Genomic DNA, 14,574 nt, shown 5'->3' with positions numbered 1-14,574 from the left:
GTGGTGACACTATGGAGTTGATTTATTACCAAACCGTTAATGTAACGTTTCAGTTATATGAATCCGGACTAAAACTTAGCTTGCCACAGGGACCCGGCAAAAAGGCACGCCAACCCCTGCGAGCTGGCGTGCCTGTCATGATCGAGACCGGAAACCGGCGGCTCCCGGGGTCAGTCCTGGTATTCGAGCTTTACCCGGTAAACCGCCGTGGTACCACTGACTTCATTGCCAGTCAGCAACAGGGGCTCTCCGGTCGGCGAGTCTGCGGCCGGGATGACGGTGATGCTCTCGATACCCAGATCGCCGGCAGTCGCCAGCACCGTGGACGGATCCTCGGTCAGCCAGTCCTCACGGGAGTTCAGGTAGTCTACCTGGCGGGGTGCCGTCGGGTCGGTCACGTCATACACCAGGATGCCACCCATGCGCTCCAGGCCCAGGAAAGCAAACCAGCGCTCGCCAAAGCTCGCGACCGCGACAGCTTCCGGCTCCGGTCCCTTGGCATCGGAGCGGGAGTCAAAAGCTGAGCCCTCGTCGTGACCGGTATTGAAGTAATCCCGGCAGGGGATAGAGCGATCCGTACCCAGCATGCAGTCCGCACTGGCGAGGAATTGCTCAATGGCATCGCCGGAATCCCACACCTTCTGACCGTCTTCGTCCCAGATTGATACCGAGCGGGCGCCGTAGGAGTACAGGGTGTCATACATCAGGCGGTCACCGGCGGGATCTTCCACGCCTGCGCTGTTGAACAGCACCGGATTGCCTTCGCTGTCCCGGCGGTAGCCCTCGGTCCAGGTCACATTGAGCCGGCCCAGCTGCGCATCGTCGCGACAGGCATTGGCCAGCCCGGCGGTGGCCCCGCAGTAACCGAACACCTCCGGATTGAGCAACGCGCCATTGGCCAAGGCATTCAGATGGGCCGGCATGTCATCGCCCACCCGGCGCGCGAAGCCTTCCGGATGCACCAGGTGCTTGACCCGGATTTCTTCCACAAAGCCCTCGTTCAGATCGCCATCCCAGTAGGCCTGGGTGTCCTCGCCCCAGGCCCGGGCATCACCTTCGTTGGCACTGACAAGGTAGGTTTTGCCATCGACCTGATAACTGGCAATGGTATCCGGATGATAGATGCCGACCACGCCGGGCCAGCTGCGGATGTTGATCACACCGTCGCTGTCACTGGCATCAATCCCCTGGCCATCCACGCCATAATCCTTGAAGCCTAGGGGTAGGATGTCGGTAATCGCGGCACTGGCGATGTCCACTTTTGCCAGCGCATTGTTCTCCTGCAGAGACACCCAGGCCGTCGCACTGTCCGCACTTACGGCGATGTACTCGGGCTCCAGATCGCGGGCCACCGATGCATCAGGGCCATAGATCCTTACCCCCGCGGCCCGTAACGTCGCCAACTGGTCATCAAAGGCGCCGAAGCCGGCGGTGCGCACCGTCAGTGCGGTCGGGTCGGTCACATCCACCACACTGACCGAGCCTTCGGGATCCACCTGGTAATCATCACTGGGTTCGCCCTCGTTGGCGGTCAGGATGGCACGGCCATCCGGGGTGAAGGTGACCATGTCCGGCTGCGCACCTACCGCAACGCTGCCCCGCAACTGCAGATCGGCAGCGCCGAAGACGGCGACATAGCCGTTATCGGTCTTCGGATTTGCCTCAACCGCAACCGCCACCAGGCCATTGGCGACCGCCACACTGTTGACCACGGCCCCGGCTGCCACCGCCTCTACCGTCAGGGTCTCGATTCTGGCCGGATTTGCCGGATCGCTAAGATCCAGCACATCAACCGCCCCGGCCAGCGCGTTCACCACAAAGCCGCGGCGGCTCGCGGGGTCGTAGGCCGTGATCTCGGCGGCACTGGCATCAAACACCCCGACACTGTGGCGGCCGAGGAACTCCAGGCTCAAACCGGACACGGCAGCGGCCTTGTCCGGCAGCTGGTCCCGCGGCTGCTCCTGGACAAGATCATCACTCGGGTCACCGTCGTTGTCGGATGACAGGCAGCCACCAAGCATGAGTGCCGACACACTGACAGCCAGCAGGGCCGGCCGGAAGCCTTTGGGAGTATTCGTCATGGGTAGTCTCTCGCATGGAATGGTAAGGAACAGCGACAGACGTTATGGCAGGGATATGACAGAGGAGAGGCAATTGCACTAAGGTTTGACGACAATAGTGCGACAGAAAAATGGCGACCCTGGGGCCGCCATCAGCAACAACGGAACGGGCAGCTATTTACTGGCCCAGATAGCTCCGGTACATCCACACCGTCTTTTCCTGTTGGGAGATGTAATCGCTCATCAGGGCTACGGTACCTTCGTCATTGGCATCTCCTGCCATTGCCAGCAATTCGCGCTGCTTGGCAATCAGCCGGGCAAAGCTGTCAACCACGTTTTCCATCGCTTCGCGACCATCGGAGACGTCCTTGCGCTCCGGCACTTCCGAACGCTCAATGTAAGAGCTGTAGGCGTGGGCCGGACGGTGGCCCAGGGTCAGTACCCGCTCGGCGATCTCGTCGATCTTCAGCAGCAGATCGTTGTAGAGCTCCTCAAACTTCAGGTGCAACTCGAAGAAGTTGGCACCCTTGATATTCCAGTGGTAACCGCGGACGTTCATGTAGAAGATCTGGTAGTTGGACAGCAGATCATTCAGCGCGTCCGCCAGGTTGCGGGCTTTTTCCGTATCCAGGCCGATGAAATTGGTAGCCATATCTTGTCTCCCTTGACAGTCAGTGTGGAATCGATGAACCGACTATACCGCAGGGGTCAGACACACCGGAAGTATAGTCAGGCAATCCCGGCGATAGGAGGACTCAATCCCCCACCGGTTTGCTGCAACCGTATAATGATAGCCTGAATCTATAAAAAAACTCATAACAATTCATTTAACAATGATTATCATCCGGTTTTAAATGTCCCTATAGACACTGACACGGCGGAGGCTGTCATGAGTGCCCTCAAATCGTTTATCCACACCCATGGTGCCAGGGGCGACAAATCGTTACTCAAGACGATCACATTCGCCATCACCCACTTTACCGTCGCCTTTACAGTGGCTTACCTGCTCACTGGTGACATCCTGATCGGCAGCCTGATTGCAATGGTCGAGCCCGCCATCAACACCGTGGCCTATTTCTTCCACGAGAAACTGTGGGCCCGGGCCGCAAGGCCCGATCACGCCCCGGGGCCGCAATCCATGCAGCGGTCGGCTTCGGCCGGCCCGATACTGAGTTGATGGTTGAGATCTTTCAATGCCGTTCTTACCCCCTCCTCGATCACCGGGTGATAGAACGGCATCTCCAGCAGCTCACTGACGGTCAGCCGACGCTGTACTGCCCAGGCCAGCAAGTGGGCGACGTGCTCGGCCGCCGGGCCGAACATCTCGGCACCCAGAAACAATCCGCTACCGTGTTCACCGTAAACGTGCAGCAGGCCGCGGTTCTTGCCGATGACCCGGCTGCGCCCCTGGTTCTCGAAGGACACCTTGCCCACCGCAAAGCAGCCACTACACTGCTCATCCACCTGCTGGATTGTCAGCCCCACCGAGGCAATCTGGGGGTCGGTAAACACCACTGCCAGTGGGGTACGCCGGCTTCCGGCCCGGACGTCGGGAAAGCGGCCGGCGTTGTCTCCGGCCAGGCGGCCCTCATCAGCGGCTTCATGCAGCAGTGGCCGGTCGGTATTGGCGTCGCCGGCAATGAAGATCGGGCTGTCGCCACAGCGCATGGTGAAGCGGTCAAACAACGGTGAACCACGATCATCCAGCTCGATGTCCGCATTCTGGATATCCAGCCCGTCCACATTGGGACGACGCCCGGTCGCCGCCAGCACGTAGTCAAACGTTTCGGTCACCTCACCCCGCTGGCCATCCACGAAGCTCACCACCACGCCCTCACCGTTGCGCTGAACCTTGCGTACATCCGCTGCCGGATCCAGGGGAAACTCGGCCTTGAAGGTCTTCAGGGCATAGTCCCGGATGGCCTCGTCGCGGATCGACCCGAGGGAGCCACCGACCCCGAACATCCGCACCCGCACTCCCAGCCGGCTCAGCGCCTGGCCCAGTTCCAGGCCAATCACCCCGGGACCAAACACCGCCACGGATCCGGGCAGCTCCTCCAGCTCGAACAGGTCGTCGTTAACCAGCAGACGGTCCTTCGCTTCTTTCAGGAAGCCGGGAACATGGGGCCGGGACCCGGTCGCAATGACGATCCGCTCGGCCTCCACCTGCAGCCCATCCCCCACCTGCAGCTGCCGCGGGTGGACGAAGCGGGCATGCCCGCGCAGCCGCAGCTCCTCGGGAATACGCTCGATGGACTCGAGCACCCCGCCAACAAAGTGGTCACGCTCGCGCCGCACCCGGGCCATCACCGCAGCTCCGTCGATGCGAACCTCGCCGCCCTCGACACCGAACATCGGCGCCCTGTGCAGGTTATGGGCGCTCTCTGCTGCCGCAATCAACAGTTTACTGGGCATGCAGCCCACCCGGGCGCAGGTGGTGCCGTAGTGTTCTCCTTCGATCAACACCAGGTTTCCGGTGTGTTTGCGTGCGGCACTGAAGGCCACCATACCGGCAGTGCCAGCGCCAATAATCGCGACATCGACTTTACGTTTATCCACCCTTATTCTCCCGATCTGGCTGTAACAGGTTCGCTCACTGCCTCCAGTATAGAAGGTCGCTGCCGTATGCCCCGGACAATCCATCAACAACACGGGAATCCCGGGATTAAAACAGGACATTTGCGGCCTGGCCCACTATGCTGGGCAAGCGGCCCCGACATACGGTCGCATCAGGATTAAACGGAACACGGGAGATCAGGCGGAATGGACAACTACTGGCCGGAATTCATTGCCGTTGCACTTGTGCATCTGCTGGCGGTCGCAAGCCCGGGGCCGGACTTTGCGGTCATGCTGCGCCAGGCCCTGACCCAGAGCCGCCGGGTTGCGCTGCTGAGCGCGGTAGGCGTCGGCTCGGGAATCCTGGTTCATGTCACCTATTCCCTGCTGGGCATCGGACTGGTCATCCAGCAGTCGCTGGTGCTGTTCAGCATTTTGAAGGTCGTCGGCGCGCTCTACCTGACCTGGATTGCCATCCACTGCCTGCGGGCACGGGCCGGCGGCATTCACGTGGCGACCGCCCACACGGTCCCGCAAAGCGGCTTTGCCGGCTGGCGACTGGGGTTTCTCACCAATGCCCTCAACCCCAAGGCGACCCTGTTTTTCGTGTCGCTGTTCTCGGTGGTGATCAGTCCCGGCACTCCGGTCGTTCTGCAAGCCGGTTACGGCCTTTATATGGCGGTCGTCACCGCGCTCTGGTTCATGATGGTGGCGGTTTTCTTCACCCTGCCCGGGGTGCGCCGCTCGTTCAGCCGCTTTGGCTACTGGCTGGACCGCATCATGGGCGGTGTGCTGCTGTTACTGGCCGGCCAACTGCTGCTATCTACGGTCAGCGGTGACGGTGCCACCGACGACCCCGGCCGGGTGTCCGGCATCCGCGGCTAAGCTAACCGGCTGACCCGCTCACAGCGAACGGATCAGCGTTTCGGTCTCACTCCAGCCAAGGCAGGGGTCGGTGATGGAGCAGCCGTATTGCAGGTCGTCGCCGTCGTCCTGCCGTCCCGCCTCAAGGAAGCTCTCCAGCATCAGACCGCGAATATGATTATTGCCGGCACGCCGCTGGGCCATGACTTCACGGGCAATGTCCAGCTGCCGCTCCGCCTGCTTACAGGCATTATCATGACTGCAATCGACCATGATGGCAGTAGACCGGCCCGCAGCAGCCAGCGCGTCGACCGCCGAGGCAATACTGTCGGCATCGTAGTTGGTAAGACCGCGGCCACCGCGCAGGACCAGGTGGGTATCCGGGTTACCGCGGGTGGTAATCATCACCGGAGTACCGTGACGGCTCAATCCGAGATGGTGATGGGGGTGGGCTGCGGACTGCATGGCGTTAATGGCTACAGTCACGCCGCCGTCGGTGCCGTTCTTGAAACCAACCGGCATTGCCAGGCCGCTGACCAGTTCCCGGTGAATCTGGGATTCCGTGGTACGGGCACCGATGGCGATCCAGCTCACCAGGTCCGCCAGATAATCCATCGCCAGCGGGCTGAGCGCTTCGGTGGCCAGCGGCAGGCCGAGGTCGGCCAGTTTAAGCAACAGGCGGCGGGAACGCAGCAGACCCTGGTTCAGGTTACCGGCGCCGGTGCGGTCGGGATCATACAACAGTCCCTTCCAGCCAACCGTGGTACGGGGTTTTTCAAGGTAGGCACGCATTACGATCAGAAAACGGTCACTGACATCATCCGCCAGCCGCTTCAGCTTTTTGGCGTAATCAAGCGCAGCGACTTCATCGTGAATGGAGCAGGGCCCCATCACCACCAGCATTCGCGGATCCTCGCCCCGCAGCACCCGGCGGATGGCCTCCCGATGGCGGGCAACCTGGGTGTCCAGCAGATCCCCGGCGGGCAGCATTTCCCGCAGCCCGGCCGGCGTCGGCAGCGGGATCTCCCGTTGCGACCGGTCGGGCCCGGGTTCTTCAGTACTATTGAGTACATCCATCGTCAGCGGCATGTTCATGGTCAGTGTTCCCGTTTCCCTGTATCAGAATCAAAAAGCCCCGGCTGGGCTACCAGTCGGGGCTTTTTGAGTCCGGTGGCAGCCTGGGTTTCTGCCGGGCTGCCTTCCTCGTAATTCGGTCGATGAAGATCTTATGGGCGGCCCGGGCTCTGGCTAAAATAAAAGCCATAACCAAACCACCAGAAAAACACAGCAGCGACCGCAGCTGCCGGTTTTTCACCGAAAGCTTGCAGAACATTCAATTGACAGGTCGTGTGTGTCGTCTTCATGCTTTTCAATATATATCCCGCATTTGCTGCTTGGCAACCGTAAAACCGGTTTTTGCGGAAAATACCGCGCATCCGTCTCCATATCCGCAGCGGCCCACTACTGTTTTCCTGTTCGGGAGACCCTATGTCCCAGACCTTCTACCGCACCCTCCACCGCACCCTCCACCGCACTCTCCACAGCACCCCCTGCCACACCCTCTGGCTTGCTCTGTTGCTGGCGCTCGGCAGCCTGCCTGCTACCGCGGCAGCGGCCCCGGAGGCCCGGGTCTATCAGGTTGCCAACCGTCCGGCCAACGACCTGGCGGCACAGATCCGTGACCTGTACCCCGATGGCCAGGTAGCGATCAGCGCCCGTGGCCAGCAACTTGTCATCCGCGGCGAACCGGAACTGCTTGATGAGATCGGCCTGCTGGTTGATACCATGGACGTCGCCCCGGCCCAGCTACGGATTACGGTCCGTTCCCGCACCCGGGAACAAAATGACAGCAGTGGAGGAAGCGTTACGGTCTACCGGAGCAGTCCGGACGGTTACCGGAACAATGCCGGAGTGCGGGTGGAACAGCAGAGCGGTCAGCGCCAGCGCAGCCAGGAACGCCACCTGGTGATGCTCGATGGCCAGTCTGCCCACATTACCTCGGGCCATGTGCGGACCATCCCCGTCGCCGTCCGCGGCGGACGCAATCCCGCTGCCATCCTGGACCAGATCGAGACCCGCAGCGGCTTTCTCGTTACACCACAGGTGATCTCCGGCCAGATGGTCGAACTGACCATCATGGCGTTCGAGGAAGACCCAGCAGATGCCATAGCGGGCTACGACACCGAAGCGGTGATGACCATCCGCCGGGTTCACGCCGGCGAATGGGTAGAACTCGGCAGCAGCACCGTGGACGAATCCGGCCAGCGTTCCGGCCTGATCTATCGCCGGGACAGCCAGCGTACCAGCAGTCAGAGCTTCGAGCTGCGCGTCGAGGTTCTGTAGCGCATATCAACTGCGCCGGCCGAGCAACACCGACTTGGCCTCATTGACCTTGGCCGCCAGGTAATCGTTACCGCCGCGATCGGGGTGGATTTTCTGCATCAGGCGGCGGTGGGCCGTGACCACTTCGTCTGCCGAACAATCCTCATCAACCCCGAGAATTTCGCAGGCTTCCCGACGCGACATCGTCGACGATGCTGCCGCGCGCTGATGCTGACCCGCCCCGGCGCCATCACCGGCGGTGCCGGACGCGCCCGGCTGATCACGCCGCCCGGCCAGCGACAACAGCCGCAACAATGCCGGCGCCTTCCTCAGCAACGGAATCAGGGCGGCGACCGCAGCGGTCAACACATGGACCCGGCCAGTCAGCACCATGAACAACAACAAAGCGCCCCCGATGACGGCCACAAACTTCCAGGTGGCGGCCTTCTTGCCCTCGGGTGTCAACGCACCCCACTTTTTCAGAATGACAAACACCGCTGCCGCCAGGGCGATTCCGATAATCCACTGCATCTGCTGATCCTTATCGCCGGTCAGGCCGTAATTCTGTCACCTGCGGCACCAAAAACACCAGAGCCAAACACTGCCGGGCGACCCGGAATGGTGAACTTGCCGAATTTACCCGCCGATTCGAGCGTTAATTGGCGTAATCTGCCTTAAAATGCTGACAAACCGGTGACAGCCAACCCCTGGTTTGTATAGGATGCTTTTCATTATAAAGACACCAATAGATCAGGTCTGATTCATGCGCACAGCTTCCCGCTTTCTGATTGTCATCATTGTTCTGGGTGCGGTTCTCGGCGGCATCTTCGGCTACAAATTCTACCAGTTTGGCCAGATGAAAGAGCGCTTTGCCCAGCCCCAGCCTCCGCTTGAGATTGCTGCGACCCGCGCAGTGACGGCGCAATGGACACCGGCCGTCAAAGCAGTCGGCAGCATCGAGGCAGTCAACGGCATCGAAGTGGCAAATGAGGTACCCGGCGTGGTCGAGGAAATCCGTTTCGAATCCGGCGACCGGGTCAGCAAAGGCGACGTCCTGATCCGCCTCAACGCCGACATTGATGAGGCGGCACTGCGCACCCGCCGCGCCGAAGCCCAGCTGGCCCGACAGGAGTTCAAGCGGGTGTCCGACCTGCTGCCCAAGCGCGCCGTGTCCCAGTCCCAGTATGACGAAGCCAAGGCCAACTTTGACGCTGCCACCGCGCGGGTCAATGAAGCCGAAGCCCAGCTTGGCAAGAAGGTGATCCGGGCCCCCTTTGACGGCACCCTGGGCCTGCGGATGGTCGATCAGGGGGAATACCTCGCGACTGGCACAGCCATCGTCGAGATCAACATGCTCGATCCAATCTACGTGGATTACACCCTGTCCGAGAAGGATTTACCGCTGGTGGCCACCGGCTATGACGTCCACGCCTCGGTTGCCGCATTGCCGGACGAGGTTTTCAACGGCAAGGTCAGCGCCATCAACACCTCTGTCAATCCGGAAACCCGCACGGTTCGGGTGCGGGCCACCCTCGCCAACCCCGAAAACAAACTGCGCCCCGGCATGTTCGCAACGGTAATGACCCGCCAGCCACAGGACCGTACGGTCGTCACCGTGCCCCGTACCGCAGTGTCCTACAACACCTACGGCGATTTTGTCTTTGTTATCGAGGAGAACGACCAGGGCGAGCTGATTGTCAATCGCCGCACCGTCGAAACCGGCGACACCCGCGCTGACCGGGTGGCGGTGCTGAGCGGACTGGACGCCGACCAGCAAGTGGTCGAGAAAGGGCTGTTACGACTGCGGGCTGGCCAGAAAGTCACTATCCAGAACGTCACGATCCAGAACGAAGCCAGCCAGGAAGACGGTGAGCAGCCGGCGGGGGCATCAGAATAATGCGATTCACCGACATTTTTATTCACCGTCCCGTGCTGGCGACGGTGATCAGCCTGCTGATTCTGTTGCTCGGTGCCCGCGCCGCAATGGAGATGGAAATCCGCCAGTATCCGGAGCTCGAAAGCACCACCGTCACCGTCACCACCGCCTATCCGGGTGCCAGCTCCGATCTGGTCAAGGGCTTTATCACTACACCGCTGCAGCAGGCCATCGCCGAAGCCAGCGGCCTCGATTACCTGACGTCTACCAGCTCCCAGGGCAAGTCCACCATCGAAGCCAAGATGGTGCTGAACTACGACGCCAACGCCGCACTGGCCGAGATTCAGGCCAAGGTGGCCAGCCAGCGGAACGTGTTGCCGGCCGACGCCCAGGACCCGGTGATCACCTCCACCACCGGTGATTCGACGGCGTTGATGTACATTGCCTTTTACAGCAGTGAACTGAAAGTCCCCCAGATTACCGACTACCTGACCCGGGTGGTCCAGCCGAAACTGCAGGCCATTGCCGGTGTGGGCAAGGCCAACCTGCTGGGTCGCAAGTTCGCGCTGCGGATCTGGCTGGACCCGGAACGGCTGTCCGCGGTGGACATGACCCCCCAGGAAGTGGTCAGCATTCTCCGCCAGAACAACTATCAGGCGGCGGTGGGCAACACCGAGGGCCGCTACACCAAGATCAGCATGACCAGCGACACCGATATCGGTGATCCGGACCAGTTCCGCGACCTGGTGGTCCGCGAGTCCGGGGGCTCGCTGATTCGTCTACGGGATATTTCCCGGGTCGAGCTGGGATCGGAAAGCTACGACCAGCTGGCACTCTACAAGGGCCAGCCTGCCACCTATGTGGCCATCGAACTGTCGCCGGGGGCCAACCCGCTGACGGTTGCGGATCTGGTCAAGGACGAATTGCCGGACATCGAACGTCAGCTGCCGTCCGGCCTCAACGTCCGCCTGGCCTATGATGCCTCTGACTTTATCGAGAGCTCCATCAACGAGGTTATCCAGACGCTGCTGGAAGCACTGATCATCGTGCTGGTGATCGTCTTCCTCTGTCTCGGCTCGCTCCGGGCCGCGATCGTACCGTCGGTTGCGGTTCCGCTGTCACTCGTTGGCGGTGCCTTCTTCATGTTGATGATGGGGTTTTCGCTGAACCTGCTGACCCTGTTGTCGATGGTACTGGCCATCGGCCTGGTGGTGGATGACGCCATCATCATGGTGGAGAACGTCCACCGTCACATCGAGCAGGGCGAATCCCGTTTCGACGCCGCCATCAACGGCGCGCGGGAAATGGCGACCCCCATCATTGCCATGACGACCACCCTGGTGGCGGTCTATGCTCCGATCGGATTCATGGGTGGCCTGGTAGGCTCGCTGTTTACCGAATTTGCCTTCACCCTGGCCGGCACCGTGGTGATATCCGGGATTGTCGCGCTGACCCTGTCACCGATGCTGTCCGGCAAGGTGCTCAAGCCCCACGGCAATCCGGGGCGCTTCGAGGGTCTGGTGGAGCGCACGTTCAGCGGGCTGGCCAACGGCTACAAGCGGGCGCTCAGCGCCGCCATGGAAACCATCTCGGTGGTGGTGTTCTTTGCTGCGGTGGTGCTGGCATCGATCTATTTCATGCTGATGATGAGCCAGAGCGAACTGGCCCCCACCGAAGACCAGGGCATCCTGTTCTATCAGGGTCTCGGAGCCAAGACGGCCACCCTGGACTACCTCCGCGAGCACGGCGACGAAGTGCAGGAGCGCATGTCCGGAGTGGACGGCTATCATGAAGACTTCATGATTCTCGGTCTGACCAGCCCCAACGCAGTGTTTGGCGGCTTCAAGATGAAGCCCTGGGGCGAACGGGAGATCAGTCAGTTCGAAGTCCAGCCCCGGCTGGATGCCGAACTGAAGAAGGTCACCGGCCTGCAGACCGCGGTCTTCCCGCGGCCCTCCCTGCCGGGCTCCGGCGGAGGATTGCCGTTCCAGTTCGTGATCACCACCGGGGATGACTACGACCGTCTGAACGACGTTGCCGACCAGCTGCTCGGCAAGGCCATGCAGAGTGGCAATTTCATGTTCCTGCAGAAGTCGATCGACTTTGACCGTCCGATAACGCGGATCCGGGTGGACCGCGACCGGGTGGCCGACCTGGGGCTGTCCATGCAGGATGTCGGCCAGGCTATGTCCAGCATGCTCGGCGGCGGCTACATCAACCGCTTCAGCATGTCAGGACGGTCCTACCAGGTGATCCCTCAGGTCGAGCAGGATTTCCGCATGGACGCCGCAGCACTGAACGACTACTACATTCGGGCGGATAACGGTCAGCTGGTACCGCTGGGCAGCGTGATCAGCTTCGAGAAAGACGTGGAGCCGTCCCAGCGTACCCAGTTCAACCAGCTGAACTCGCTGACCCTGCAGGGTGTGGTCATGCCCGGGATTACCACCGGCGATGCCATAAACTTCATCGAAAGTGCTGCCGACGACATCTTCCCGGCGGGCTTCACCTACGACTACACCGGCCAGACCCGGCAGTTTGTCACCCAGGGCAGCGCCCTGGCGGTGACCTTCTTCCTGTCCCTGCTGGTGATCTACCTGGTGCTGGCCGCGCAGTTTGAAAGCTGGCGGGACCCGTTCATCATCCTGGTGTCAGTGCCGATGTCGGTGGCGGGCGCCATGGCGTTCATTGTGCTGGGCTTTGCCACCATGAACATCTACACCCAGGTGGGGCTGATCACGCTGATCGGGGTGGTCTCGAAGAACGGCATACTGATCGTGGAATTCGCCAACCAGCTCCAGCTCGAGCGGGGCCTGAACAAACGCCAGGCGGTCATCGAAGCCGCCGCTATCCGGCTGCGCCCGATCGTCATGACGTCGCTGGCGCTGATCGTCGCCATGGTGCCCCTGCTGATCGCGGTCGGACCGGGTGCGGAAAGCCGCTTTGCCATCGGCCTGACCATCAGCGCCGGTCTCGGCATCGGTACCCTGTTCACTATCTTCGTGCTGCCGGCGTTCTATATCCTGCTGGCACGGGATCATCACGGCACCGCCCAACCGGAACCTGCATGACGTGACACTTGGAACACTCATCTGGCTGTTCGCCGCCGGCTTCCTGGTCTGGTACTGGTGGCGGGCAAAAGCCATCAAGGATTCGGTACTGCAGGCCGCGAAGGCTTACTGCCGCAAAATGGACGTCATGCTGCTGGATGATGCCGTCTACCTGAGGGGAATCTGGTTCAAACGGGACCGGGACGGCCGCCTGCGGGTGTGGCGACGGTTCCTGTTTGACTTCACTTCGACCGGCGAGGAGCGCTACGTCGGGCGCGTCATCATGCTCGGTCAACGGATCGAGCACCTCGAACTCGATCCCCACCGCTTCAATTCCTGACCCTGACCGTGGCCGGGGCGGATACAAAATGTTACCGGCCTGAAACCTGATTGTCATAATTTCGTAGCATTCTTGCGGCAACTCCATTCAGGAACTGCACAAGGCTGATTTAACAATGTTTTCAGGCTCATCCAGCTTTATCCGCCGGATTCAGGCCGGTGTTGCCGCGCTCACCCTGTGTTACGCAGCAGCCCCCCAGGCCAACACGTTTGAAATTCACGGCTCGAACACCGTGGGCGCAACGCTGGCGCCCATGCTGATTGAAGGGTTCCTCGGTCAACTGACCGGCAATCCGGTGAGCCAGCGTAACGCTGGCAAGGTCAACGAGCAGGTACTCAGTGCCAGTCACCAGGGCCAGCCCCTGCGGGTACTGGTGGCCGCCCACGGCTCGAGCACGGGATTCAAGGCACTGGCCAGTGGCGAGGCAGACATCTGGGCCTCGTCGCGCCCGGTCAAGGCCGGCGAAATCAGCGCGATGGCCAGCGTGGCGGACCTGGCCGACCTGACCAGCGAGCACGTCATCGCCATCGACGGCCTTGCCATCCTGGTCCACCCCTCCAACCCGGTCAACCAGCTCAGCATCGACACCCTGGGCAGGATCTTCTCCGGGGCCATCAGCAACTGGTCCGAAGTAGGTGGCCCGGATCGTCGCATCAGCCTCTACGCCCGCGACAACCAGTCAGGCACCTGGGATACCTTCAAGAGCCTGGTGCTGGGCAAGGCCTACACCCTTGCCACTACCGCGCTGCGCTACGAATCCAACGACCAGCTGTCCGATGACGTCAGCCGGGACCCCGGCGGCATCGGCTTCGCCGGTCTGGCCTCAGTGCGCAGCAGCAAGTTACTGGCGGTGTCGGACAGCAATGCGCCGGCGCTCAAACCGACCCAGCTGACGGTTGCCAGCGAGGATTACGCCCTGTCCCGCCGGCTCTTTCTCTACACCCGCGGCAACTCCGGTGGCGAACTGGTCAACCGCTTCATTGAGTACACCCAGAGCAGCGCAGGCCAGGCGATCGTTGCCCGTTCCGGCTTCATTTCCCAGACCCCGGTCGCGGTCGCGGCAGACCATGACCCATCGGTACCGGAAAGCTTCCACAGGCTGACCAGCAACTACCTGCGACTGTCGGTAAACTTCCGCTTTGCCGAGGGCCGCACCAGGCTGGACAACAAAGCCCACCGGGATCTTGCCCGGGTACAGGAGTACCTCCGCCAGGAGGGCCGGCCCGCCAGCGACCTGCTGCTTATCGGCTTTGCCGATCGCCAGAGTAACGAGCTGCGTGCCCAGATGATCTCCGAGTTACGGGCACTCTCGGTCAGCAAGGCCCTGCGGGAAGCCGGCACCGATGCCACCGCCTATACCGGTTACGGCCAGTACATGCCGGTGGGCTCTGCCGGCGGCGAAAATGGCGCCCGTCGCAATGGCCGGGTTGAAGTCTGGATACGGCGCGATTCCTGATACCGCTCCGGGACCCGTGGCGTCGCGACATACTGTCACAGTCGCTGCAA

Annotated in this window: 13 protein-coding genes; 7 read left to right on the top strand and 6 right to left on the bottom strand. The window is 61.5% G+C overall.

Annotated elements, in window-relative coordinates; translation table 11 throughout:
• Positions 1–170: 170 nt before the first annotated feature.
• Positions 171–2,081 carry a choice-of-anchor I family protein gene (locus CLH61_RS14760; RefSeq protein WP_099615526.1) on the bottom strand — a complete coding sequence of 637 codons (1,911 nt, stop codon included), beginning with the start codon at positions 2,079–2,081 and terminating at the stop codon, positions 171–173.
• A 157-nt stretch (positions 2,082–2,238) separates the two neighbouring features.
• Entirely contained in the window at positions 2,239–2,712 is a 474-nt protein-coding gene (locus CLH61_RS14755; protein WP_099615525.1) for a Dps family protein, read from the bottom strand.
• A gap of 237 nt (positions 2,713–2,949) precedes the next feature.
• Here CLH61_RS14755 and CLH61_RS14750 point away from each other — a divergent pair, with 237 nt between their 5' ends.
• The gene (locus CLH61_RS14750) at positions 2,950–3,237 is read left to right on the top strand and encodes a DUF2061 domain-containing protein (protein ID WP_099615524.1); all 288 of its coding nucleotides are present in this window, start codon (positions 2,950–2,952) and stop codon (positions 3,235–3,237) included.
• On the opposite strand, the gene CLH61_RS14745 is transcribed toward CLH61_RS14750, so the two are convergent.
• Entirely contained in the window at positions 3,177–4,619 is a 1,443-nt protein-coding gene (locus CLH61_RS14745) for a dihydrolipoyl dehydrogenase (protein WP_099615523.1), read from the bottom strand. The genes CLH61_RS14750 and CLH61_RS14745 overlap by 61 nt on opposite strands.
• Before the next feature lie 204 nt (positions 4,620–4,823).
• Here CLH61_RS14745 and CLH61_RS14740 point away from each other — a divergent pair, with 204 nt between their 5' ends.
• Positions 4,824–5,501, top strand: coding sequence for a LysE family translocator (locus CLH61_RS14740; RefSeq protein ID WP_099615522.1), 678 nt, complete (start codon positions 4,824–4,826; stop codon positions 5,499–5,501).
• Between the two features lie 18 nt (positions 5,502–5,519).
• Here the strand turns inward: CLH61_RS14740 and CLH61_RS14735 are convergent, their stop codons facing one another.
• Together CLH61_RS14735 and CLH61_RS18360 are read right to left on the bottom strand one after the other, a co-directional pair.
• Positions 5,520–6,569 (bottom strand): 3-deoxy-7-phosphoheptulonate synthase, encoded by a 1,050-nt coding sequence (locus tag CLH61_RS14735; protein ID WP_456085556.1) that lies wholly within the window; start codon positions 6,567–6,569, stop codon positions 5,520–5,522.
• Between the two features lie 137 nt (positions 6,570–6,706).
• Positions 6,707–6,916 carry a hypothetical protein gene (locus CLH61_RS18360; RefSeq protein ID WP_143752161.1) on the bottom strand — a complete coding sequence of 70 codons (210 nt, stop codon included), beginning with the start codon at positions 6,914–6,916 and terminating at the stop codon, positions 6,707–6,709.
• 52 nt (positions 6,917–6,968) lie between these two features.
• Here CLH61_RS18360 and CLH61_RS14730 point away from each other — a divergent pair, with 52 nt between their 5' ends.
• On the top strand, positions 6,969–7,823 hold the full coding sequence (locus tag CLH61_RS14730; protein ID WP_228152657.1) for a secretin N-terminal domain-containing protein: 855 nt from the start codon (positions 6,969–6,971) through the stop codon (positions 7,821–7,823).
• Positions 7,824–7,829: 6 nt separating this feature from the next.
• On the opposite strand, the gene CLH61_RS14725 is transcribed toward CLH61_RS14730, so the two are convergent.
• Positions 7,830–8,333 (bottom strand): DnaJ domain-containing protein, encoded by a 504-nt coding sequence (locus CLH61_RS14725; protein ID WP_099615520.1) that lies wholly within the window; start codon positions 8,331–8,333, stop codon positions 7,830–7,832.
• Positions 8,334–8,565: 232 nt separating this feature from the next.
• On the opposite strand from CLH61_RS14725, the gene CLH61_RS14720 reads away from it, so the two are divergent.
• The 4 genes from CLH61_RS14720 (at position 8,566) to CLH61_RS14705 (ending at position 14,524) form a co-directional block, all read left to right on the top strand.
• Positions 8,566–9,699 carry an efflux RND transporter periplasmic adaptor subunit gene (locus CLH61_RS14720; RefSeq protein WP_099615519.1) on the top strand — a complete coding sequence of 378 codons (1,134 nt, stop codon included), beginning with the start codon at positions 8,566–8,568 and terminating at the stop codon, positions 9,697–9,699.
• A complete protein-coding gene (locus CLH61_RS14715) occupies positions 9,699–12,749 on the top strand; it encodes an efflux RND transporter permease subunit (RefSeq protein WP_099615518.1) in 3,051 nt (1,016 codons plus the stop codon). The genes CLH61_RS14720 and CLH61_RS14715 overlap by 1 nt, the downstream gene beginning before the upstream one ends.
• A gap of 1 nt (position 12,750) precedes the next feature.
• The gene (locus CLH61_RS14710) at positions 12,751–13,068 is read left to right on the top strand and encodes a DUF3301 domain-containing protein (protein WP_099615517.1); all 318 of its coding nucleotides are present in this window, start codon (positions 12,751–12,753) and stop codon (positions 13,066–13,068) included.
• Between the two features lie 115 nt (positions 13,069–13,183).
• Positions 13,184–14,524: a substrate-binding domain-containing protein gene (locus CLH61_RS14705; protein ID WP_099615516.1), complete on the top strand. Its 1,341-nt coding sequence runs from the start codon at positions 13,184–13,186 to the stop codon at positions 14,522–14,524.
• Positions 14,525–14,574: the final 50 nt, after the last annotated feature.

Source organism: Marinobacter profundi, assembly GCF_002744715.1.
GTDB lineage: Bacteria > Pseudomonadota > Gammaproteobacteria > Pseudomonadales > Oleiphilaceae > Marinobacter > Marinobacter profundi.
Note: the sequence above shows the minus strand (reverse complement) of the source record. Positions and strands in the feature narration are given on the sequence as shown.